This is a genomic window from Pseudomonas sp. Leaf127, from assembly GCF_001423155.1.
Taxonomy (GTDB): Bacteria; Pseudomonadota; Gammaproteobacteria; order Pseudomonadales; family Pseudomonadaceae; genus Aquipseudomonas; species Aquipseudomonas ovata.
Window position 1 is genome coordinate 221,011 of sequence record NZ_LMOA01000023.1, and the last position, 20,916, is coordinate 241,926.

General features: G+C 63.2%; 22 protein-coding genes. 15 read left to right on the forward strand and 7 right to left on the reverse strand.

Translation table 11 applies throughout. The annotated features are described in order from the left end of the window. Window positions 1-280 precede the first annotated feature (280 nt). A complete protein-coding gene (locus ASF84_RS22085) occupies window positions 281-1,282 on the reverse strand; it encodes an LLM class flavin-dependent oxidoreductase (RefSeq protein ID WP_056841007.1) in 1,002 nt (333 codons plus the stop codon). A 201-nt stretch (window positions 1,283-1,483) separates the two neighbouring features. Between ASF84_RS22085 and ASF84_RS22090 the strand changes: the two genes are divergently transcribed. Together ASF84_RS22090 and ASF84_RS22095 are read left to right on the forward strand one after the other, a co-directional pair. Then, window positions 1,484-1,912, forward strand: coding sequence for an OsmC family protein (locus ASF84_RS22090; protein ID WP_056841008.1), 429 nt, complete (start codon window positions 1,484-1,486; stop codon window positions 1,910-1,912). Between the two features lie 120 nt (window positions 1,913-2,032). Beyond that, window positions 2,033-2,266 (forward strand): DUF1161 domain-containing protein, encoded by a 234-nt coding sequence (locus tag ASF84_RS22095; protein ID WP_056841009.1) that lies wholly within the window; start codon window positions 2,033-2,035, stop codon window positions 2,264-2,266. Here ASF84_RS22095 and ASF84_RS22100 read toward each other — a convergent pair whose 3' ends face one another. Further along, on the reverse strand, window positions 2,267-2,683 hold the full coding sequence (locus tag ASF84_RS22100) for a PA0061/PA0062 family lipoprotein (RefSeq protein WP_056841010.1): 417 nt from the start codon (window positions 2,681-2,683) through the stop codon (window positions 2,267-2,269). A 90-nt stretch (window positions 2,684-2,773) separates the two neighbouring features. Between ASF84_RS22100 and ASF84_RS22105 the strand changes: the two genes are divergently transcribed. After that, a complete protein-coding gene (locus tag ASF84_RS22105) occupies window positions 2,774-3,844 on the forward strand; it encodes an aminopeptidase (protein ID WP_056841011.1) in 1,071 nt (356 codons plus the stop codon). A gap of 148 nt (window positions 3,845-3,992) precedes the next feature. Here the strand turns inward: ASF84_RS22105 and ASF84_RS22110 are convergent, their stop codons facing one another. Both ASF84_RS22110 and ASF84_RS22115 read right to left on the reverse strand, forming a co-directional pair. Beyond that, window positions 3,993-4,643: an HAD family hydrolase gene (locus tag ASF84_RS22110; protein ID WP_056841012.1), complete on the reverse strand. Its 651-nt coding sequence runs from the start codon at window positions 4,641-4,643 to the stop codon at window positions 3,993-3,995. A gap of 35 nt (window positions 4,644-4,678) precedes the next feature. Beyond that, entirely contained in the window at window positions 4,679-5,224 is a 546-nt protein-coding gene (locus ASF84_RS22115) for a gamma carbonic anhydrase family protein (protein WP_056841013.1), read from the reverse strand. Window positions 5,225-5,335: 111 nt separating this feature from the next. Between ASF84_RS22115 and prlC the strand changes: the two genes are divergently transcribed. Both prlC and ASF84_RS22125 read left to right on the forward strand, forming a co-directional pair. After that, complete coding sequence (gene prlC, locus ASF84_RS22120; RefSeq protein ID WP_056841503.1) at window positions 5,336-7,384, forward strand: oligopeptidase A; 2,049 nt, start codon at window positions 5,336-5,338, stop codon at window positions 7,382-7,384. Beyond that, window positions 7,381-7,665, forward strand: coding sequence for a YheV family putative zinc ribbon protein (locus ASF84_RS22125; RefSeq protein WP_056841014.1), 285 nt, complete (start codon window positions 7,381-7,383; stop codon window positions 7,663-7,665). Before prlC ends, ASF84_RS22125 begins: the two co-directional genes overlap by 4 nt. Window positions 7,666-7,715: 50 nt before the next feature. Here ASF84_RS22125 and ASF84_RS22130 read toward each other — a convergent pair whose 3' ends face one another. Further along, window positions 7,716-7,952 carry a hypothetical protein gene (locus ASF84_RS22130; RefSeq protein WP_056841015.1) on the reverse strand — a complete coding sequence of 79 codons (237 nt, stop codon included), beginning with the start codon at window positions 7,950-7,952 and terminating at the stop codon, window positions 7,716-7,718. 492 nt (window positions 7,953-8,444) lie between these two features. Continuing rightward, on the reverse strand, window positions 8,445-8,810 hold the full coding sequence (locus ASF84_RS22135) for a hypothetical protein (protein WP_156684347.1): 366 nt from the start codon (window positions 8,808-8,810) through the stop codon (window positions 8,445-8,447). A 198-nt stretch (window positions 8,811-9,008) separates the two neighbouring features. Here ASF84_RS22135 and ASF84_RS22140 point away from each other — a divergent pair, with 198 nt between their 5' ends. The 3 genes from ASF84_RS22140 (at window position 9,009) to ASF84_RS22150 (ending at window position 12,714) form a co-directional block, all read left to right on the forward strand. Beyond that, window positions 9,009-10,064: a PA0069 family radical SAM protein gene (locus tag ASF84_RS22140; RefSeq protein WP_056841017.1), complete on the forward strand. Its 1,056-nt coding sequence runs from the start codon at window positions 9,009-9,011 to the stop codon at window positions 10,062-10,064. Between the two features lie 209 nt (window positions 10,065-10,273). Continuing rightward, window positions 10,274-10,999 (forward strand): carbonic anhydrase, encoded by a 726-nt coding sequence (locus ASF84_RS22145; RefSeq protein ID WP_056841018.1) that lies wholly within the window; start codon window positions 10,274-10,276, stop codon window positions 10,997-10,999. A 164-nt stretch (window positions 11,000-11,163) separates the two neighbouring features. Further along, window positions 11,164-12,714, forward strand: coding sequence for a SulP family inorganic anion transporter (locus ASF84_RS22150; RefSeq protein ID WP_056841019.1), 1,551 nt, complete (start codon window positions 11,164-11,166; stop codon window positions 12,712-12,714). Window positions 12,715-12,800: 86 nt separating this feature from the next. On the opposite strand, the gene ASF84_RS22155 is transcribed toward ASF84_RS22150, so the two are convergent. After that, window positions 12,801-13,451, reverse strand: coding sequence for a hypothetical protein (locus ASF84_RS22155; RefSeq protein ID WP_056841020.1), 651 nt, complete (start codon window positions 13,449-13,451; stop codon window positions 12,801-12,803). Window positions 13,452-13,872: 421 nt separating this feature from the next. On the opposite strand from ASF84_RS22155, the gene coxB reads away from it, so the two are divergent. From coxB to ASF84_RS22190, 7 genes are all read left to right on the forward strand, one after another. Beyond that, complete coding sequence (gene coxB / locus ASF84_RS22160; protein ID WP_056841021.1) at window positions 13,873-14,997, forward strand: cytochrome c oxidase subunit II; 1,125 nt, start codon at window positions 13,873-13,875, stop codon at window positions 14,995-14,997. Between the two features lie 443 nt (window positions 14,998-15,440). Next, entirely contained in the window at window positions 15,441-17,024 is a 1,584-nt protein-coding gene (gene ctaD, locus ASF84_RS22165; RefSeq protein ID WP_056841022.1) for a cytochrome c oxidase subunit I, read from the forward strand. Further along, entirely contained in the window at window positions 17,024-17,605 is a 582-nt protein-coding gene (locus ASF84_RS22170; protein WP_056841023.1) for a cytochrome c oxidase assembly protein, read from the forward strand. Before ctaD ends, ASF84_RS22170 begins: the two co-directional genes overlap by 1 nt. Beyond that, complete coding sequence (locus tag ASF84_RS22175; RefSeq protein WP_056841024.1) at window positions 17,602-18,486, forward strand: cytochrome c oxidase subunit 3; 885 nt, start codon at window positions 17,602-17,604, stop codon at window positions 18,484-18,486. The genes ASF84_RS22170 and ASF84_RS22175 overlap by 4 nt, the downstream gene beginning before the upstream one ends. Window positions 18,487-18,619: 133 nt before the next feature. Beyond that, entirely contained in the window at window positions 18,620-19,330 is a 711-nt protein-coding gene (locus ASF84_RS22180) for an SURF1 family protein (RefSeq protein WP_056841025.1), read from the forward strand. After that, on the forward strand, window positions 19,327-19,893 hold the full coding sequence (locus ASF84_RS22185) for a hypothetical protein (protein WP_056841026.1): 567 nt from the start codon (window positions 19,327-19,329) through the stop codon (window positions 19,891-19,893). The genes ASF84_RS22180 and ASF84_RS22185 overlap by 4 nt, the downstream gene beginning before the upstream one ends. Before the next feature lie 12 nt (window positions 19,894-19,905). Continuing rightward, window positions 19,906-20,913 (forward strand): COX15/CtaA family protein, encoded by a 1,008-nt coding sequence (locus tag ASF84_RS22190; protein ID WP_056841027.1) that lies wholly within the window; start codon window positions 19,906-19,908, stop codon window positions 20,911-20,913. Window positions 20,914-20,916 lie beyond the last annotated feature (3 nt).

Here is a 20,916-nt window from a genome sequence, read left to right on the forward strand (position 1 = left end):
TGATGCACGGCAAGCGCAAACCCCCGGGCCCGGCTGCTACGGAACTGCTGGGCCGGACGGCATGAAACCGCTGGCCCGGACGGCGCGAAACCGCTGGCCCGTACGATACGAAACCGCTGTCCCGGACGGCGCGAAACCGCGGGTGGCGTAGGAGCGCGCTTGCCCGCGACCGAGTGCGAAGCGCTCGCAAAAATCTGTGAAACGCTGAAAATTTACGACTGCTACGCAGCCGGTCGCGGGCAAGCGCGCTCCTACAGGGCACCAGCCTCGACGGTGTTGATCAGTTTTTGGCCACTTCGGCCAGGATCTCGAACGAGCGCAGGCGATCGGCATGTTCGTACAGGTCGCAGGTGAAGATCAGTTCATCGGCGCCGGTCTGTTCCAGCAGCACTTCCAGCCGGGCCTTGACCTTTTCCGGGCCGCCTATCACCGCAAGCCCCAGAAAACTCGCCACCGCTTCACGCTCGTGCGGTAGCCACAGGTCGTCCATCGATTTCACCGGCGGGCGTTGCACCAGGCTGTGGCCGCGCATCAGCGCCAGGATGCGTTGCTGCACCGACGTCGCCAGGTACTCGGCCTGCTCATCGGTGTCGGCCGCCACCAGTGGCACGCCCAGCATCACATAAGGCTGGTCGAGGACCTCGGACGGCTTGAAGTGATTACGGTACACACGAATCGCCTCATGCATGTAGCGCGGTGCAAAGTGCGAGGCAAAGGCGTACGGCAACCCACGCATCCCCGCCAATTGCGCGCTGAACAGGCTCGAACCCAGCAGCCAGATCGGCACCTCGGTGCCGTACCCCGGCACGGCGATCACTCGCTGGTCAGGGGTGCGTGGGCCCAGGTAGCTCACCAGTTCCTCGACATCATCCGGAAAATCATCGGCACTGCCGGAACGCTCGCGGCGCAGCGCCCGGGCGGTCATCTGGTCCGAGCCCGGCGCACGTCCCAGGCCCAGGTCGATACGACCCGGGTACAGGCTGGCCAGGGTGCCGAACTGCTCGGCGATCACCAGCGGTGCATGGTTGGGCAACATGATGCCACCGGCGCCGACGCGAATGGTCGAGGTGCCGCCGGCCAGGTAGCCCAGCAGCACCGAGGTGGCCGAACTGGCGATGCCGTCCATGTTGTGGTGCTCGGCCACCCAGAAACGGTTGTAGCCGAGTTTCTCGACGTGCCGGGCCAGGTCCAGTGAGCGGTGCAGCGCGTCGGCAGGGCCCTTGTCCTGGCGCACCGGCACCAGGTCGAGGGTGGAAATCTTGATATCGGACAAGCGTTTCATAGGCGGCAACAGCTCCTTGAAAGGGTCGGGTGCATCCCCGTAATGACTACAGGTGTAAGGCCGGACCGAGCACTTTTCAATGCCTGGTGCTGAAATTTCCTACTTTGGTAGTAGGAATTAAACCGTTGAACTTTCCATCCCCGGCTATTCTCAGAATCCTTGTCACTGCATAAAACATTGATCCGTCCACGAGGAGACACCATGAGCATCGTCAAGAAAGCATCCGCCCACTGGGCAGGTGATCTGAAAAGCGGTATCGGCAGTATTTCCACCGAAACTGGCGTGTTGCGCGAAGCGCCCTACGGCTTCAAGGCCCGTTTCGAAGGCGGCAAGGGCACCAACCCGGAAGAACTGATCGGCGCGGCGCACGCGGGCTGCTTCTCCATGGCCCTGTCGATGATTCTGGGTGATGCAGGCTTTACCGCCGACAGTATCGACACCGAGGCGCAGGTCACCCTCGATCAGGTAGACGGTGGTTTTGCCATCACCGATATCCATCTGGTCCTCAAGGCCAAAATTCCGAACATCGACGCCAGCAAGTTTGAAGAACTGACCACGAAGGCCAAAGAAGGCTGCCCGGTGTCCAAGGTGCTTAACGCCAATATCACCCTGGAAGCCACCTTGCTCTGATCGCCTCGTGCTGCGACCCGGTTCACGTCCGGGTCGTGTGCTGGCGAACTGCCGCAGAGGATGCAGGTCAAACGGTCATCGGCACAGTTCCTGTGCCTTGCCGTAGCGAAGGAATCGAAGATGAAACGTCTGATTGTCGCACTGACCTGCACCCTCATGGCCACCGGCGCCCTGGCTGCGCCCAAGTCCTGCGATGAGCTCAAGGATGAAATCGAGGCCAGCATCCAGGCCAATAATGTCACCTCCTACACGCTCGAAATCGTCACCAACGACGAGGTTCGCGACCAGAACATGGTCGTGGGCAGTTGCGAGTACGGCAGCAAGAAAATCATCTACCAGAACAACGACCGCTGATCAGATGCACTGGATATGTCCTTCCCGGGCCACCACCTGGCGCTGGGCGTCATAGAGCCTGGCTTCGATGTCATTGGTGAGCGAGCGCACCTCAAGCCGATAGCGCTGGCCGGCCTGGAAATGGTCGTAGTCGACCTCGATAAAGCAGGTGATCTCGGTGAAGTCGTCGCTGAACATGCCCAGCGCCGTGCCGGAACGGTATTCATAGTCGAAACGCACCTGCAACTCGTGCTTGCCGGGCGCGACCTGGAAATAACGCCCGTCCCAGGTGCGCTGGCCGTCGAGCTTGTCGGCCATCACCATCTTGCCGGTCGGGGTCGCAAGATCGACCCAGGCCTGTCCCGGATCATGGTTGGGCAAGGGGCCGGCGCATCCGGCCAGCAGGCCGAGGGCAAGAATCGATACGGTCAGGCGCATGGCAGACTCCGGTTGAATGGGGTGCGATGATAGTGACGTCTTGCGTCGATGTCCTGCCGGACATGTCTTCTTCCTGTTTCAAGGCCGTTTATGCCCGCACTCGATGTTGTGCGCCTGTGGCGCGTCGTGCCCGTCCTGGCGTTGTTGTTGCTCGGCGGTTGTTCCAGCCTCTCCTACTACAGTCAGTTGGCTTCAGGGCAATGGCAACTGTTGCAGGCGCGCACGCCGGTGGCCGAGGTGCTGGCCGACCCGGGCCGCGATCCCCGGCTGCGCCAGCACCTGGCCCTTGCGCAGCAGGCCCGGCGCTTTGCCAGCGAGCAGTTGCACCTGCCGGACAACCAGAGCTACCGGCTGTACGCCGACATCGGCCGCCCCTACGTGGTATGGAACGTATTTGCCACCGAGGAGTTCTCGCTCACACCCGTGACCCACTGTTTTCCGATTGCCGGTTGCGTGGCCTACCGTGGCTATTACAGCCAGGGGCGTGCGCGGGGGGCGGCGGCCTTGCAGAAGCAGGCCGGCCAGGATGTGTACGTGGCTGGCATCGAGGCCTATTCGACCCTTGGCTGGTTCAGCGACCCGATCCTCAACACCATGCTTGGCTGGGGCGATGAGCGCCTGGCCGCGCTGATCTTTCATGAGCTGGCGCACCAGCGCTTCTACGTGCAGGACGACACGGCCTTCAACGAATCCTACGCCAGCTTCGTCGAGCAGCAAGGCGCGCGCCAATGGCGAGCGGCGCGAGGCCTGCCGGCCCAGGATGACATTCGCAGCGCCCAGCGCGACGCCCTGACCGCCCTGGTGCTGGAGGCCCGCCAGCGGCTGCAGGCGCTGTATGCCCAGCCGTTGCCGGCATCGGTGATGCGCGAGCGCAAGGCTGCGCAATTCGAACGCCTGCGCCATGAATACCGCACACTGCGCGACCGGCGCTGGCCGGGCGACACCCGCTTTGACGCCTGGATCAACGCCCCGCTGAACAACGCCCGTCTGCTGCCGTTCGGGCTTTACGAGCATTGGGTGCCGGCGTTTGCAGCACTGTTCGCACAGGTCGGCGGTGATTGGCCCAGGTTTTACGCACGCGTCGAGCACCTGGGCAAACTGACCCCGGCCGAGCGCACGGCGGCCTTGCAGGCACTGATGCCCGCCGTGCAACATCCGTAGGCGCTCCAGCCTCCACGCAACATCCGTAGGAGATCATCCTGTGCCACTGGCACGCTTGCCCGCGACCGGCTGCGTTAGCAGTCGTAAATTTTCAGCGTCTACACAATTTTTGCGAGCGCTGCGCACTCGGTCGCGGGCAAGCGCGCTCCTACAAGGCCATAAACGCCTCATGTAACTGCGCCACCGTCGCAAACCGGTACTCCGGTGCCTCGGCGTCCAGTTCCTGGGCGCTGCCAAAGCCATACTCCACGGCTGCCACCTGCAGCCCGTTGCGCCGGCCACCGATCAAGTCGTGCTTGCGGTCGCCGATCATCAGGGTCTGCTGCGGGTCGAGCCCTTCCTCGGCCAGCAGATGGGCAATCAGCTCGACCTTGTCGGTGCGTGTGCCGTCCAGCTCGCTGCCGTAGATCACTTTGAAGTGCCGGGCAAAGTCGAAATGCCGGGCGATTTCCCGGGCGAATTCCCACGGCTTGGAGGTGGCGACATACAAGGTGCGGCCCTGCCCGCTCAGGGTGTCGAGCAATTGCGGGATGCCTTCGAACACCTGGTTTTCATACAGGCCGGTGACCTTGAAGCGCTCGCGGTAGAACCCCACCGCTTCCCAGGCCCGGGCTTCATCCATGGCATAGAACTGCATGAATGCCTGCAACAGCGGCGGGCCGATGAAGTGCTCAAGCCGGGTAATGTCCGGTTCATCGATGCCCAGCTTGCCCAGGGCAAACTGGATCGAGCGGGTAATGCCCAGGCGCGGGTCGGTCAGGGTGCCGTCGAGGTCGAACAGAATGTTTTGCTGATGCATGCGATGAATGCCTTGGGGTCATGGGCGGTGCGGATTCAGACCTGATCGTAACCCTCGGCCAGGTGCTGATCCTTGAGCTTCACGTAGTTGGCGGCGCTGTAGGGAAAGAAGGCAATTTCCTTTTCGGTCAGGGCCCGCACCTGCTTCACCGGGCGGCCCACGTACAGAAAGCCGCTTTCCAGCACCTTGCCAGGCGGCACCAGGCTGCCGGCGCCGATGATCACCTCATCCTCGACCACCGCGCCGTCCATGACCGTGGTGCCCATGCCCACCAGAATGCGATTGCCGATGGTGCAGCCGTGCAGCATGCACTGGTGGCCGATGGTCACCTCGTCGCCGATCAGCAGCGGGAAGCCGTCCGGGTTGAACGGCCCGGCGTGGGTGATGTGCAGCACGCTGGCGTCCTGCACGCTGGTGCGCGCGCCGATGCGGATGCGGTGCATGTCGCCGCGGATCACGGTCAGCGGCCACACCGAGCTGTCGGCGCCCAGCTCGACGTCACCGAGCACCACCGCCGAGGCGTCGACGAAGGCCCGCTCGCCAAGGTGCGGGGTGTGGTTCTGAAACTTGCGAATGGCCACGATAGCCTCCTTCTTTAGCGGTGATAGGGTGTCAATCAAGGTTTCGGGGCTGCGCGAGGCGGTGATTGTAATTAAGATGGCTCAGTGTTTCTTCCTGCCAAGGTGCAAAACGTGAGCGCGAACAACCCTCTTGTGCAACCGTACGACCTGCCGCCCTTCTCGGCGATCCGTGCCGAACATGTCAAACCGGCCATCGAGCAGATCCTGGCGGACAACCGTGTTGCCATCGCCGATATCCTTGCTCGCCAAGGCAATACCCCCGACTGGGCCGGCCTGATCCTGGCCATGGACGAACTCGACAGCCGCCTGGGCGCGGCCTGGAGCCCGGTGCGTCACCTCAATTCGGTGTGCAACAGCCCGCAGCTGCGCGAAGCCTATGAGTCGTGCCTGCCGGCCCTGAGCGCCTACTCCACCGAAATGGGCCAGAACCGCGCCCTGTTCCAGGCATACGAAGCGCTGGCCGCCAGCCCGCAAGCCGCCGGCTTCGACATTGGCCAGAAGACCATTCTGGAAAACGCCCTGCGTGATTTCCGTCTGTCGGGCATCGACTTGCCACCCGAACAGCAACAGCGCTATGCCGAAGTGCAGAGCAAGCTGTCGGAGCTGGGCAGCCAGTTCTCCAACCAGTTGCTCGACGCCACCCAGGCCTGGACCAAGCTCGTGGCCGATGCCTCGGCGCTGGATGGCCTGCCCGAGTCGGCCATCGCGCAGATGGCGGCCGCCGCCCAGGCCAAGGACCTGGAAGGCTACCTGATCACCCTGGAATTCCCCAGCTACTACGCGGTGATGACCTACGCCAACGACCGTGCGCTGCGTGAAGAGCTGTACACCGCCTACTGCACGCGCGCCTCCGACCAGGGCCCCAATGCCGGGCAGAACGACAACGGCCCGGTCATGGAGCAGATCCTTGATTTGCGCCAGGAGCTGGCCGGCCTGCTGGGCTTTGCCAACTTTGCCGAGCTGAGCCTGGCGACCAAGATGGCCGAGTCCAGCGACCAGGTGCTGAGCTTCCTGCGCGACCTGGCCACACGCAGCAAGCCGTTCGCCGCCCAGGACCTGGAGCAACTCAAGGCGTATGCCGCCGAACAGGGCTGCCCGGACCTGAAAAGCTGGGACACCGGTTACTACGGCGAAAAACTGCGCGAGCAGCGTTATAGCGTGTCGCAGGAAGTGCTGCGGGTGTACTTCCCGATCGACAAGGTGCTGGGCGGCCTGTTCGCCATCGTGCAGCGCCTGTACGGCATCGAGATTGCCGAGCTGACCGGCTTCGACACCTGGCACCCGGACGTGCGCCTGTTTGAAATCAAGGAAAACGGCCAGCACGTCGGCCGCTTCTATTTCGACCTGTACGCGCGCGCCAACAAGCGTGGCGGTGCCTGGATGGACGGCGCCCGCGACCGTCGCCGCACCGCAGGCGGCCAGTTGCAGAGCCCGGTGGCCAACCTGGTGTGCAACTTCACCCCGGCCTCGCCCGGCAAGCCGGCGCTGTTGACCCACGATGAAGTGACCACCCTGTTCCACGAGTTCGGCCACGGCCTGCACCACTTGCTGACCCGCATCGAGCATGCCGGTGTGTCGGGGATCAATGGCGTGGCCTGGGATGCGGTCGAGCTGCCGAGCCAGTTCATGGAAAACTGGTGCTGGGAACCCGAAGGGCTGGCACTGATTTCCGGCCACTATGAAACCGGCGAGCCATTGCCGCAGGACCTGCTGGAAAAAATGCTGGCCGCCAAGAACTTCCAGTCCGGGTTGATGATGGTCCGCCAGCTGGAATTCTCGCTGTTCGACTTCGAGCTGCACGCCACCCACGGCGACGGCCGCAGCGTGCTGCAAGTGATCGAGGGCATACGCGACGAAGTCTCGGTGCTGCGCCCGCCCGCCTACAACCGCTTCGCCAATGGCTTTGCGCACATCTTCGCCGGCGGTTATGCCGCCGGTTACTACAGCTACAAGTGGGCTGAAGTGCTGTCGGCCGATGCCTTCTCGAAGTTCGAGGAAGACGGCGTGCTCAATGCCGAGACCGGCCGGGCCTTCCGCGAAGCCATCCTGGCCCGTGGCGGTTCGCAGGCGCCCATGGTGTTGTTCGTCGATTTCCGTGGCCGCGAGCCGTCGATCGACGCGTTGCTGCGCCATAGCGGGCTGAGTGAGGAGGCGGCATGAGCGACACCCCGCTGATCACCCCGAAGCGCTTCATCGCCGGCGCCGTGTGCCCGGCCTGCAGCGAGCCGGACAAGCTCAAGATGTGGAGCGAGGACGGCGTGCCGCACCGCGAGTGCGTGAACTGCGGCTACAGCGACACGCTCAATGAGCAGGGGCTTTCGATCCCCAAAGAGCTGGGCACGCGGGTCAACCAACCGGTGGTCAAGCCGGCCAACCCCAAGGTTCAGGGTGTGCAGTTCTTCCCGAATCCGAAGTTGAAAAAGCCGGTCGATCCCGACTGATTACAGGCCAGGTCCGGGGCCTTGAGGTCGGGCTCCGGATCGGGCAGCGTTCAATCAAGGCAGCTCATGAACGTGGTTGCCAACTGCAGCAACACATCGTCTTCCGGAATGAAAGCCGGATTGATTTCTTCCTTGTCCACCACTTCATCAAACTCGTTGTCATCGTTCAAACTGGCGACCAGTAGCCAGCAGGTCAACTCACTGTCCTCGAAACACTCGATCAACACTTCAGGACGTTTGCGCCGATTAAAGTTTTCGATCGTCAAACGAATTTCAAGCGTCGCCATGTTTCACCTCGTTTATGTAAATGAACGCGATGACCGTTAGCTGCGTTTGTGTCGATTGAAAAACTGGATTTTTACAAAGGCGTTGGCCAGTGACAGAAGAATCCGCCGGTCCTCATCGCTATCACCTTCCTGCCCATCTATACCCACTGCCCGACGGACCCGGTTGATCGGTTTGTTTCTTCCGAACCCTGAGGCGTGTAATGCGTACCGGCTCATCGTTCACTTTATCTCGGGTCAGGCAGGCAGTTGATCCTGACTGCCGTCCGACGTTAGGCCCCTGTAAGGCCGGGTGTCTACTGACAGAAATGACAGGGCGCAGGCTTTGTCGATAAGGGGCTTATCAGGTCGATCAATACAGCGCTGGCCAGGCAGGATGCCAGCAGATGATCGACTGGGTATTGCAGGCGTGTCGTGCATGGTTTTTTGACTTCAGGTCAAGGCAGGAACCCACAGGCGAACATGACATCGCCTGTCGATTGATACCGTCGCTAATCAAGCGCCCGGATGTTCCTGGGGCGTTGTATCAGCGGCCTCATTCTTTTCGCCAAGATGGATCCGGACAAAGGCATTGGCCAGGTCCCGCAGAATATTATTGTCCTGCCGGTCACCGTAATCGCCATCGCCATCGCCATTGCCATCGGCATCGGCATCGGCATCGGCCCCCACGGTAACCTTGTCGTAGAAGCCGTCGTTCTGCGAAGAGGACACGAAGGCGGCGTAAGCCAGTTTATGGATCACGTAGTCTCGGTCGATAAACGCAGGGCGCTCCTGGCGGACATGAAACTCAATCATTACTTCAGGGTTGTCATCACCGTCCTGATCTTCCAGCGTCAGGATCAAATCATATCTGGCCATCATTCACCTCATTGCGTGCGTCCGTTGAATCGCCCGGGGATCGGGCCTGCTTACCCGCCTGACGTTAGGCCCGGATGCCTGTAGCGCCTACTGACAGAAATGACAGTCAGGCCTGGGTCCGGCTGGGTTTTCTATAAACGGTCAGTGGCACAACGAGACGGGTGGTGTACTGTATATAAAAACAGTTAAAGGCCTTTCTACATGTCCCCTCCTCCGATTCGCGGGCGCGGCACGGTCAGCAATCCGCACAATCGCTTCGCCCCGCAGCGCTCGGTGGTCGAGGACGATGGCTGGTATCAGGAAGCCCCGCTGACCCAGGGCACCGAGGTCATCTTCGAGACCGCCAAGAGCATCATTACCCGCAACACGTCGCCGGACATTCCCTTCGATCGCTCCATCAATCCTTATCGCGGCTGCGAACATGGCTGTATCTACTGCTACGCCCGGCCCAGCCATGCGTACTGGGACCTGTCGCCGGGGCTGGATTTTGAAACAAAGCTGATCGCCAAGACCAACGCTGCCGACCTGTTGGAGCAACAATTGTCGAAACCGGGGTATCGCTGCGCGCCTATCACGCTGGGGGCCAACACCGACCCGTACCAGCCCATCGAGCGCGAGCAGCGCCTGACCCGTGCCACGCTGGAGGTGCTGCTGCGCTATCGCCATCCTGTGACCATCATTACCAAGGGCTCGCTGATCCTGCGTGATCTGGACCTGCTGGCCGAACTGGCGCGCCAGCGGCTGGTGTCGGTGTTCATCAGCCTGACCACGCTGGATGACGCGCTCAAGTGCACGCTGGAGCCACGGGCCGCTTCGCCCAAGGCGCGGCTGCGGGCCATCCGGGTGTTGCGCCAGGCCGGCGTGCCGGTCGGGGTGCTGTGCGCGCCGATGATCCCGATGATCAACGACCACGAACTGGAAGCCTTGATGACCGAGGCCCGGGACGCCGGCGCCCTGAGCGCCAGCTATATTCTGTTGCGCCTGCCGCTGGAGGTCGCACCACTGTTCGAGGAGTGGCTGGCGACGCATTACCCGCAACGTGCCGCCCATGTCATGAGCCTGATCCGCCAGAGCCGCGACGGCGCCACCAACGACAGCCGCTTCGGTTCGCGGATGCGTGGCGAGGGTCCGTTTGCCGATCTGCTGGCGCAGCGCTACAGGCTGGCCATCAAGCGCCTGGGGCTCAACGGACGAGAAAGTTTTGTGCTCGACTGTGACTCTTTTTGCCCGCCCGGCGGTCAGATGTCATTGCTCTAGATTGCAAAGATGGCACTGGGCTATTGACAAGGCCCGATCTAGAGCGGTCGCATTCAGTTTCACTTAAGGTTTGACAGCTAGTCTGCAGTCAGGAATGTCCTTCGCAGGCACGTGCAACGGATCTGTACGTTTTTTCGAGTTGTTTCAGGGCATTGCCGCCATACGAACAAGCATGAAAATCCACACCAATCCGCCAGAGAGGATTCGACATGAGTGACAGGGAAAATCAGCCCTCGGCCAGTCCCCACCCCGAGGTGGAGACGGCCCAAGAGGCTTTCAAGCATATCGTGGACGGCTTCGTGCAGTTTCGTCATGAAGTGTTTCCACAGCAGGAAGAGCTGTTCAAGAAGCTGGCCACCGCGCAGAAGCCACGCGCCATGTTCATCACCTGCGCCGACTCGCGCATCGTGCCTGAGCTGATCACCCAAAGCTCCCCAGGCGACCTGTTCGTCACCCGTAACGTTGGCAACGTCGTGCCGCCCTACGGTCAGATGAACGGCGGCGTCTCCACCGCCATCGAGTACGCCGTGGTGGCTTTGGGTGTGCAGCACATCATCATTTGCGGTCACTCCGATTGCGGCGCCATGCGTGCGGTACTCAATCCGCACACCCTGGACAAGATGCCCACGGTCAAGGTCTGGCTGCGCCATGCCGAAGTGGCGCGCACCGTGGTCGAAGACAACTGCACCTGCGGCGACGAACACGAGAACATGCGTGTGCTGACCCAGGAAAACGTCATCGCCCAGTTGCAGCACCTGCGCACCCACCCTTCGGTGGCCTCGAAGCTGGCTAGCGGTCAGTTGTCGATCCACGGCTGGGTCTACAGCATCGAGACCAGTGAAATCCTGGCCTACGACGCCGAGCAGGACAACTTCCGTCCGCTCGACGGCGACGGCCCGGCCCCGATGGCAACGCCCAAGGCCCGCTTCTTCTGACACCGATGGCCTGCAGGGGGCGCCTGGCCCAGGCCAGGCGCCCCCTGCAGCAGGCATAAGTCAGTACGACCCGTTTAGTCACCCTTAAAAACAGCCATGACCGCTGCGCCTTGTGCGCACCGGCAGGCTTTGTCACGTCTGAAGAAAACCTGGAGAGAGCAGTCATGGATGCATCGGCCACCAAAGGCAGTGCCTCAATCAAATCTGTGCTGCCACGGGAGCTGCTGGCTTCCGTGGTCGTGTTTCTGGTCGCCCTGCCGCTGTGCATGGGCATCGCCATCGCCTCGGGCATGCCACCGGCCAAGGGCCTGATCACCGGCATCATCGGCGGGCTGGTGGTGGGCTTCATTGCCGGCTCGCCGCTACAGGTCAGTGGCCCGGCAGCGGGTCTGGCGGTGCTGGTGTTCGAGCTGGTGCGCGAACACGGCATGGCCATGCTGGGCCCGATCCTGTTGCTGGCCGGCCTGTTGCAGGTGCTGGCCGGACGTTTCAAGCTCGGTTGCTGGTTCCGCGTCACCGCGCCGGCAGTGGTCTACGGCATGCTGGCCGGTATCGGTGTGCTGATCGTGCTGTCACAGTTGCATGTGATGTTCGACAGCGGACCCAAGCCGTCCGGGTTGGATAACCTGATCGGTTTCCCGGCAACCCTGGTGCAGGCCATCGGGCCGGGCACGGGCCTGCAGGCCGGGCTGTTGGGCCTGGGGACCATCGCCATCATGTGGGCCTGGGAAAAGCTGCGCCCGCACTCGCTGCGCTTTGTACCCGGCGCCTTGCTGGGCGTGGGCATCGCGACGGCGGTCAGCCTGTTCATGGCCTTGCAGGTCAAGCGCGTGCAAGTACCGGCCGACCTGAGCGAAGCCATCGACTGGCTGCGCCCGGCTGATCTGGTCAACCTGGCCGATCCGGCCATTCTGATCGCTGCCTTCGCCGTGGCCTTCATCGCCAGCGCCGAGACCCTGTTGTCGGCCGCCGCGGTCGATCGTATGCATAACGGTGTGCGTTCGGACTTCGACAAGGAACTGAGCGCCCAAGGCGTGGGCAACATGCTCTGCGGCTTGCTGGGTGCCTTGCCGATGACCGGCGTGATTGTGCGCAGCTCGGCCAACGTGCAGGCGGGGGCCACCACGCGGATGTCGACGATTTTTCACGGCCTGTGGCTGCTGGCCTTCGTGCTGCTGCTGTCGAGCGTGTTGCAGAGCATTCCGGTGGCCAGCTTGGCAGGCGTGCTGGTGTACACGGGGTTGAAACTGGTCGACCTCAAGGCCTTCCGCGGCCTGGGTCGCTACGGTCGGATGCCGATGTTCACCTATGCGGCTACGGCAGCGGCGATCATCTTCACCGACCTGCTGACCGGTGTGCTGATCGGGTTCGCCCTGACCCTGGTCAAGCTGGCCTTCAAGGCGGCGCGCCTGAAGATCAGCCTGGTGCAGATGCCAGACAGCGAAGAGCTGGAACTGCGCCTGGTCGGTGCGGCCACCTTCCTCAAGGTGCCGGCCCTGACCCAGGTGCTGGGCACTATCCCGGCGGGCAGCACCGTGCATGTGCCGCTGAGCAACCTGACCTACATCGACCATGCGTGCCTGGAGTTGCTCGAACAGTGGGGACGTGCCAATGCCGCCCATGGCACGCGGCTGATCATCGAGCCGCGCGGCCTGAAGCGCCGGCTTGAAGGCCGGGTGCGCACCACCACCGGCATCGGGGCGGGTGCGCTGTAGCCACCGCCTCCTGCCACCCCCTCCCGCAGGAGCGGCTTCAGCTGCGATCCGCCTTGGCCGCGAAGGCTGCCCGCCCCCGGGCAGCCTTACGGGGCCAGGCCTTCCAGGTCCAGGCTGACCCCCAGCTGCATCGACAGGCACGGCCAGCGCTTCCAGGCCGCCTGGGTGCCGGGGCTGGCCAGTTGTTCGCGGTAGGCCTCGACCGATTCCAGAGCAAAGATTTCTTCGTCGAGCAGCGTGTGCACCGCGTGGTGCACCGCTTCATCGAGCTGGTTGGCGAAGCTTTCGCCGATCAACTGGTGAGCAATGACGTTGGCCACCGTCGAGTCCGAAGGAATCAGCGGCTGGCCCAGGTGGCGGATGTACAGGTCGTTGATTTCCTCGACCAGCCGGTGGGCCAGGTAAGCCTCGTCCAGCAGGCTGTCCAGGCCTTCGTGGCCGTCCATGATCGATGGCGGGCTGGTGAAGAACTGGGCGGCAATGCGCAGCACCGGTTTGATCTGCGCTTCGATACCGGCTTCGATCGAGGCATTGTGGGCCGCTTCGAGCAGGTCGGGCACGTGTTCGATATACGCCGAGACAAACCGGGTCAAGACGCTATGGGCATCGCCCTCGGGTAGCGCGATGGCGGGGTGCAGGTGCTGCAGTTGGCTTTCCAGCCGCTGAAACAGTTGGCCGGTCCGGGCTTCATGTTGCTGGGCACGCTGGATCTGCTCACGCAAGGCAGCGATGTTCATGGCGACTCCTGAGGCATAGGCCTGGGTATTTTCTAATGATCAAATGCAAGAAACGGCCTGCCCTCTTCAGACCGTCTTTGCGGCTTCTGGCCTGCAAATACTGGGTCGAACAAAGTTTGACGAATTTTCCTACCTGTATGGGATGACATACATTAGCTCGGTTGACACATTGGCTAAGACCGATTTGTCATAACAGATTCTTTTTTATATGGCTGGGTGGTCAAAAAAGAGCCGGCCGGTCACGCTTTTGCTCTTGCGCCACTGAGCCGATGCGGCTTGGCGAGCTGATACGCCTGTCTATACTGCTGAGCAGGAAGCAGCTGATGGCCTTCAAGGCCCGAGTCAGCCGTCCGCAAGCCGCTCCCTCGAGCGCAGGCTTTCGCTGCCTGCGCAGGCTCATGAGTCTGGGGGGTAAACCCGAATGAGGCGTCAGCCCGGGATAGGCGTATTGGCGGTGCTGTGGGCGAGCGGCGGCCCGGTGCAGGCGGCCTGGACCCTGAACATGACACCCGGTGTCACCGAGGTCAGCCAGGCGGTGCATGGCCTGCACATGACCATCTTCTGGATCTGCGTGGTCATAGGTCTCGTGGTGTTTGCCGCCATGGCCTGGAGCATGTTTGCCCATCACCGCTCGCGCCATGCGCAGCCTGCCAGCTTTCATGAAAACACCCGCATCGAAATTCTCTGGACCGTGGTGCCCTTGCTGATTCTGGTAGGCATGGCCGTTCCGGCCACCCGCACGCTGATCCATATGTATGACACGCGTGAATCGCAGGTCGATGTGCAGATCACCGGCTACCAATGGAAATGGCATTACCGTTACCTGGGTCAGGACGTCGAGTTCTTCAGCAACCTCGCCACCCCGACCGAGCAGGTCCATAACCGCGACGACAAGGGTGAGCATTACCTGCTGGAGGTCGACCAGCCACTGGTGCTGCCGGTGGGCGAGAAAATCCGTTTTCTGGTGACTGGCGCCGACGTGATTCATTCCTGGTGGGTGCCGGCCTTTGCGGTCAAGCGCGACGCCATTCCGGGGTTCGTCAACGAAGCCTGGACGCGCATCGACACGCCGGGCATCTACCGTGGCCAGTGCACCGAACTGTGCGGCAAGGACCACGGCTTCATGCCGGTGGTGGTCGATGCACGGCCTCAGGCCGAGTACCAGGCCTGGCTGAACGAGCGCAAGCAGGAAAGCGCCCGGCTCAAGGAGTTGACCCGCAAGGCGTGGACCCGGGAAGAGCTGATCGCGCAGGGTGAAAAGGTCTATCGCAGTACCTGTGTGGCCTGTCACCAGGCCGAGGGTCAGGGCCTGCCGCCGATGTTTCCGGCGCTCAAGGGCTCGAAGGTCGCCACCGGCCCGATCAAGGCGCACCTCGACATCGTGTTCAACGGCAAGCCGGGCACCGCCATGGCGGCGTTCGGCAAGCAATTGAGCGAAGTCGACATCGCCGCGGTGGTGACCTACGAACGCAACGTCTGGGGCAACAACAAGGGCGACATGCTCCTGCCCAAGGATGTAGCGACCTACAAGCAGGCCCAGAAATGACACACACCAGACCGTGCAGGAAATCCCCCGTCGCCTTGGTGCCACGCTGTCGCGCAGCCAGCATCAGGCTGTGGCACAGGCCCGCACTTCGCGACCGTTGGTCGCTCCTACGGGGTTGGCGGCATGCCCCGAATCCGCTTGTGTGGGAGGCGGCTTGCCGGCGATGGCTGCCGTGCAGGCCCRCACGATGGCGCGGTCTTGCGGGCCTTTCGCGACCGTTGGTCGCTCCTACGGGRTKGRCGGCATGCCYCGAATCCGCTTGTGTGGGAGGCGGCTTGCCGGCGATGGCTGCCGTGCAGGCCCACACGATGGCGCGGTCTTGCGGGCCTTTCGCGACCGTTGGTCGCTCCTACGGGATGGACGGTCTGCCCTGAAATCGGACTCGGCCCACTTTCCGTGGCAAGCGCCCACACTCATCGCGTGTTGACCAGAGGACGCCCCTGATGAGCACCGTCATCGAAGACATCGACCACGATCACGCCCATGGCCCGGCCAAGGGTCTGATGCGCTGGGTGCTGACCACCAACCACAAGGACATCGGCACGCTGTACCTGCTGTTCAGCTTCAGCATGTTCCTGCTCGGCGGCACCTTCGCCATGGTGATCCGCGCCGAACTGTTCCAGCCGGGCCTGCAGATCGTGCAGCCGGAATTCTTCAACCAGATGACCACCCTGCACGGCCTGATCATGGTCTTCGGTGCGGTCATGCCGGCCTTTGTCGGGCTGGCCAACTGGATGATCCCGCTGATGATCGGCGCCCCCGACATGGCCCTGCCGCGCATGAACAACTTCAGTTTCTGGATTTTGCCAGCCGCCTTCCTGATGCTGGTCTCGACCCTGTTCATGCCCGGCGGCGGGCCCAACTTCGGCTGGACCTTCTATGCGCCGCTGTCGACCACCTACGCGCCGCAAAGCGTGACCTTCTTTATTTTCGCCATCCACATGCTGGGCATCAGTTCGATCATGGGGGCGATCAATGTCATCGCCACCATTCTCAACCTGCGCGCCCCGGGCATGACCCTGATGAAGATGCCGCTGTTCGTCTGGACCTGGCTGATCACCGCCTTCCTGCTGATCGCGGTGATGCCGGTGCTGGCCGGCTGCGTGACCATGATGCTGCTGGACATCCACTTCGGCACCAGCTTCTTCGATGCCGGCGGCGGCGGCGACCCGCTGTTGTTCCAGCACGTGTTCTGGTTCTTCGGCCACCCGGAGGTGTACATCATGATCCTGCCGGCCTTTGGCGCGATCAGCTCGATCATCCCGGCGTTCTCGCGCAAGCCGTTGTTCGGCTATGCCTCGATGGTCTACGCCACGGCGGCCATCGCCCTGCTGTCGTTCCTGGTGTGGGCGCACCACATGTTCGTGGTTGGCATCCCGCTGATCGGCGAGCTGTTCTTCATGTACGCCACCATGCTGATCGCGGTGCCCACCGGGGTGAAGGTGTTCAACTGGGTCAGCACGATGTGGCGCGGCTCGCTGACCTTCGAGACACCGATGCTGTTTGCCGTGGCGTTCGTGATCCTGTTCACCATCGGCGGCTTCTCGGGGCTGATGCTGGCCATCGCGCCTTCGGACTTCCAGTACCAGGACACCTATTTTGTGGTCGCGCACTTTCACTACGTGCTGGTGCCGGGGGCGATCTTCGGCATCTATGCCTCGGCCTATTACTGGCTGCCCAAGTGGACCGGGCACCTGTATGACGAAACCCTGGGCAAGCTGCATTTCTGGCTGTCGTTCGTGGGCATGAACCTGGCGTTCTTTCCCATGCACTTCATTGGTCTTGCCGGCATGCCGCGCCGGGTGCCGGACTACAACCTGCAGTTTGCCGACTTCAACATGGTGTCCTCGATCGGGGCCTTCACCTTCGGGGTCACTCAGTTGTTGTTCCTGTTCATTGTCATCAAGACCATCCGGGGCGGTGCACCGGCCCCGGCCAAACCCTGGGATGGCGCTGAAGGGCTGGAATGGAGCGTGCCGTCGCCGGCGCCCTATCACACGTTCAGCACCCCGCCGGTGATCAAGTGATGCGCCGGCCAGCAGCGGTGAACCGCGTGGTCATCCGGCTCGTGATGGTCGTGGTGGCGATGTTCGGCTTCGGCTTTGCCCTGGTGCCGTTGTACGAGGTCATGTGCCAGGCCTTCGGCATCAACGGCAAGACCGGTGGGCAGTACCGCGGCGAACAGGTGGTCGACGAGGCGCGCGAAGTGCGGGTGCAGTTCGTCACCAGCAACGCGGCCGGCATGAGCTGGGCGTTCTACCCCGGCAGCAGCGAACTGCGGGTGCACCCGGGGGCGGTCAACGAGATGCTGTTTGTCGCGCACAACCCCACCGGACAGACCATGACCGCCCAGGCCGTGCCCAGCGTGGCACCGGGCACGGCAGCAGCCTGGTTCCACAAGATCGAATGCTTCTGCTTTACCCAACAGGTGTTGCAACCGGGCGAGCGTATCGAAATGCCGGTGCGTTTCATTGTCGACCGCCAGTTGCCGGCCGAGATCAAGCAACTGACCCTGGCCTACACCCTGTTCGACATCACCCAACGCCGGCCCAAGGCAGCACGGGTCGAGACCCTCGCCGCCGGCAACGGCCCGACGGAGGCGCCATGAGCACTGATCATTACTACGTCCCGGCCCAGAGCAAATGGCCCATCGTCGGCACGCTGGCGCTGTTAGTGTCCATGTTCGGCCTGGCCACCTGGTTCAACGACCTCAAGACCGGGCACGCCGGTTCCTACGGGCCCTGGCTGGTGCTGGCCGGCGCCCTGCTGGTGGCCTGGATGATGGCCGGCTGGTTCGGTGCGGTGGTGCGCGAGAGCCGCGCCGGGCTGTACAGCGCCCAGCTGGATCGTTCGTTTCGCTGGGGCATGGGCTGGTTCATCTTTTCCGAGGTGATGTTCTTTGCCGCCCTCTTCGGCATGCTGTTCTATATCCGCTACTGGACCGGTCCCTGGCTGGGCGGCGAAGGCAGCAACGGCATTTCCAACATGCTCTGGCCGGAGTTTCGCTACCAGTGGCCGCTGCTCGACAACCCCGACCCCAAGCGCTACCCGGCGCCGGCCGGCACCATCGACCCCTGGACCCTGCCGCTGATCAACACCGTGCTGCTGGTGACCTCCAGCGTCACCCTGGCCCTGGCGCACCACGCCTTGAAGCACGACCGGCGCCGGGCGCTCAAGCGGTGGCTGGCCACCACCGTGCTGCTGGGCGCGGCCTTTCTGGCCCTGCAAATCACCGAATACCTGCACGCCTACCACGAGCTGGGGCTGACCCTGGGGTCAGGCATCTACGGTGCGACGTTTTTCATGCTCACCGGCTTTCATGGCCTGCATGTCACCATCGGCGCGCTGATTCTGCTGGTGGTGTTGTTGCGCATCCTGCGCGGGCATTTCGATGCCCGGCATCAGTTTGGTTTTGAAGCGGCGAGCTGGTACTGGCACTTCGTCGATGTGGTATGGATCGGCCTGTTTGTCTTTGTCTATGTGATCTGACTGTAGGACGTGTAGGACCGACTTCAGTCGGGAAATCGGCACCACCGCGGCGCGCTTTTCGCGGCTAAAGCGGATCGCCGCCCGGCCGCTCCTACGGTCGGGAAGCCGGCACTCTCAAGGGATTGGACGCAACATGAAACGCTTCACGCTGCACCCGCTGCCTACCGTGCTGCTGGTGTTGGTGCTGCCGGTACTGCTGTTGCTCGGGCTGTGGCAGTTGCACCGGGCGCAGGACAAATACAACCTGCTGACCTTGCAGGCCGAGCAGCAGGTCATGGCCCCCCGTGCGCTGGATGAGCTGTTGCCCGTGGCTGACCCGGCCTGGCGACGGGTGCGGTTGCAAGGGTTCCTGGATGCCGAACACACGCTGTTGCTGGACAACAGCAGCCGCGATGGCCGGGCCGGCGTCGAACTGCTGCAACCGTTGCAGGATCAGCTCAGCGGCCTTTGGGTGCTGCTCAACCGCGGCTGGTTGCCCTGGCCGGATCGGCGTGAGCCACCGGTGTTCACCACCCCCGACACGCGTCTGGATGTTGAGGCCTGGATTTACGTGCCCCCCGGCCCTGGCTTTCATCTGCAAGCCGACGTGCCTTCTGCGTACTGGCCGCAACTGGTCACCCAGGTCGAGCCTGCGCAGCTCTGGCGTGAACTGGGGCGCGCCGGCTATGCCCATCAATTGCGCCTGCTGCCGGGGCCGGCGGCCTATCGGGTCGACTGGCCGGTGGTGAACATGGCACCGGCCACGCATCGCGGCTATGCCGTGCAGTGGTTCAGCCTGGCCGCCGCCTTGCTGGTGCTCTATGTGTACCTGGGCTTCCATGTGCCAACGGGGCGACGGGCATGAGTGCCGTGTTGCCGCCGCGTACCCGACGCCTGGGGCGTGTGCAACTGGTGCTGCTGGTGGCCGGGTGCATCCTGCCGATGATCCTGGCGACCAGCATGTACCGCTGGCAATTCTGGGTGCCGGACAGCCGTACCTGGCACGGTGAGCTGATCGCCAATGGCCAGGGCCGCCTTGAGCTGGGCGTGGCAACCACCGATGCGCGCTGGCAGCTGCTGGTGACCGACAGCGGGTCGTGTGCCAGTGCATGCCGGCAACTGGTGTACCTGGCCAGGCAGGTCAATGTCGGGCTGGGCCGTGAGGCCAGCCGGGCCAGCCATGCCCTGGCCAGTGCCACGCCGCCCGACAGCGACTATGCCGCGACCCTGGCGAGCGAGTACCCGCAGTTGCAGCGCTACCCGCTCGACCTGCAGCGCTATCGGCCTGTTGCACCGGCCACTGCACCTGCCTGGCTGTGGATCGTCGACCCGCACGGCAATCTGGTGCTGCGTTATGGCGCAGGCGTCAGCGGCCAGGATGTGCTGCGCGACCTGAGGCACTTGCTCAAGCTGTCGAAGATCGGTTGAAAGGAGGCTGCCATGCGCCGCTACGGTTATCGCCTGGCCCTGTTTGCCACCGTCCTGGCGCTGCTGGTGGTGCTGCTCGGCGCCTGGACCCGGCTGACCCATGCCGGGCTCGGCTGCCCGGACTGGCCGGGCTGCTATGGCTTGCTTACCGTGCCCACCGGCGAGGTACAGAGGGCCCAGGCTGCGCTGGATTTTCCTCATGCGCCGTTGCACCCGGACAAGGGCTGGAACGAGATGATCCATCGCTATGGCGCCGGGCTGCTGGGCCTGATCATCAGCGTCCTGGCCTGGCAGGCCTGGTGCCAGCGCCATCAGGCCCGGCAACCGTTGGTGCTGGCGCTGCTGTTAGTGGCGCTGGTGTGTGCCCAGGCGTTGTTCGGCATGTGGACCGTGACCCTCAGGCTCTGGCCACCGGTGGTCACCGTGCACCTCTTGGGCGGGCTGGCAACCCTGAGCCTGCTGCTGGTGCTGACCTTGCGCCTGAGCGGCACGGCACCACCCTCCGTCTGCCCGACAGTCACCGTACGGCGCCTGGCATGGCTGGCCCTGGCCTTTGTGGTGGGGCAGATCGTGCTTGGTGGCTGGGTCAGCACCCATTACGCGGCGATGGCCTGCCCGGACTTGCCGACCTGTCAGGGCCAATGGTGGCCGGCCACCGACTTTGCCAGCGCCTTTCTCTGGCACCCGCCGATCGGCCCCGATTACCTGGGTGGCCTGCACGGCAGCGAAGCCCGCACCGCCATTCATATGGCTCATCGCCTGGGCGCGCTGCTGGTGAGCCTGGTGGTGCTTGCGCTGTGTTGGCAACTCAAGCGCGCCGGCTGGTATCGGCTGGCGCTGCTACTGGGTGCCGCTTTGCTGCTGCAAGTGGCGCTGGGGCTGGGCAACGTGCTGGCACAAGTGCCGCCCTGGCTGGCGCTGGCCCACAGTGCGGGCGCGGCGCTGCTGTTGCAGGTCATGACCCTGGTGCATTACCGCCTGTGGCAGGCCGGTCATGTCACACGGGGCGGTATTTGTTAGGCT

Bases quoted from the DNA above. Each gene is read 5' to 3' on its own strand.
- ASF84_RS22085 (WP_056841007.1), bottom strand. From the start codon at position 1,282: ATGAAACGCTTGTCCGATATCAAGATTTCCACCCTCGACCTGGTGCCG.
- ASF84_RS22090 (WP_056841008.1), top strand. From the start codon at position 1,484: ATGAGCATCGTCAAGAAAGCATCCGCCCACTGGGCAGGTGATCTGAAA.
- ASF84_RS22095 (WP_056841009.1), top strand. From the start codon at position 2,033: ATGAAACGTCTGATTGTCGCACTGACCTGCACCCTCATGGCCACCGGC.
- ASF84_RS22100 (WP_056841010.1), bottom strand. From the start codon at position 2,683: ATGCGCCTGACCGTATCGATTCTTGCCCTCGGCCTGCTGGCCGGATGC.
- ASF84_RS22105 (WP_056841011.1), top strand. From the start codon at position 2,774: ATGCCCGCACTCGATGTTGTGCGCCTGTGGCGCGTCGTGCCCGTCCTG.
- ASF84_RS22110 (WP_056841012.1), bottom strand. From the start codon at position 4,643: ATGCATCAGCAAAACATTCTGTTCGACCTCGACGGCACCCTGACCGAC.
- ASF84_RS22125 (WP_056841014.1), top strand. From the start codon at position 7,381: ATGAGCGACACCCCGCTGATCACCCCGAAGCGCTTCATCGCCGGCGCC.
- ASF84_RS22130 (WP_056841015.1), bottom strand. From the start codon at position 7,952: ATGGCGACGCTTGAAATTCGTTTGACGATCGAAAACTTTAATCGGCGC.
- ASF84_RS22135 (WP_156684347.1), bottom strand. From the start codon at position 8,810: ATGATGGCCAGATATGATTTGATCCTGACGCTGGAAGATCAGGACGGT.
- ASF84_RS22140 (WP_056841017.1), top strand. From the start codon at position 9,009: ATGTCCCCTCCTCCGATTCGCGGGCGCGGCACGGTCAGCAATCCGCAC.
- ASF84_RS22145 (WP_056841018.1), top strand. From the start codon at position 10,274: ATGAGTGACAGGGAAAATCAGCCCTCGGCCAGTCCCCACCCCGAGGTG.
- ASF84_RS22150 (WP_056841019.1), top strand. From the start codon at position 11,164: ATGGATGCATCGGCCACCAAAGGCAGTGCCTCAATCAAATCTGTGCTG.
- ASF84_RS22155 (WP_056841020.1), bottom strand. From the start codon at position 13,451: ATGAACATCGCTGCCTTGCGTGAGCAGATCCAGCGTGCCCAGCAACAT.
- coxB (WP_056841021.1), top strand. From the start codon at position 13,873: ATGAGGCGTCAGCCCGGGATAGGCGTATTGGCGGTGCTGTGGGCGAGC.
- ctaD (WP_056841022.1), top strand. From the start codon at position 15,441: ATGAGCACCGTCATCGAAGACATCGACCACGATCACGCCCATGGCCCG.
- ASF84_RS22170 (WP_056841023.1), top strand. From the start codon at position 17,024: ATGCGCCGGCCAGCAGCGGTGAACCGCGTGGTCATCCGGCTCGTGATG.
- ASF84_RS22175 (WP_056841024.1), top strand. From the start codon at position 17,602: ATGAGCACTGATCATTACTACGTCCCGGCCCAGAGCAAATGGCCCATC.
- ASF84_RS22180 (WP_056841025.1), top strand. From the start codon at position 18,620: ATGAAACGCTTCACGCTGCACCCGCTGCCTACCGTGCTGCTGGTGTTG.
- ASF84_RS22185 (WP_056841026.1), top strand. From the start codon at position 19,327: ATGAGTGCCGTGTTGCCGCCGCGTACCCGACGCCTGGGGCGTGTGCAA.
- ASF84_RS22190 (WP_056841027.1), top strand. From the start codon at position 19,906: ATGCGCCGCTACGGTTATCGCCTGGCCCTGTTTGCCACCGTCCTGGCG.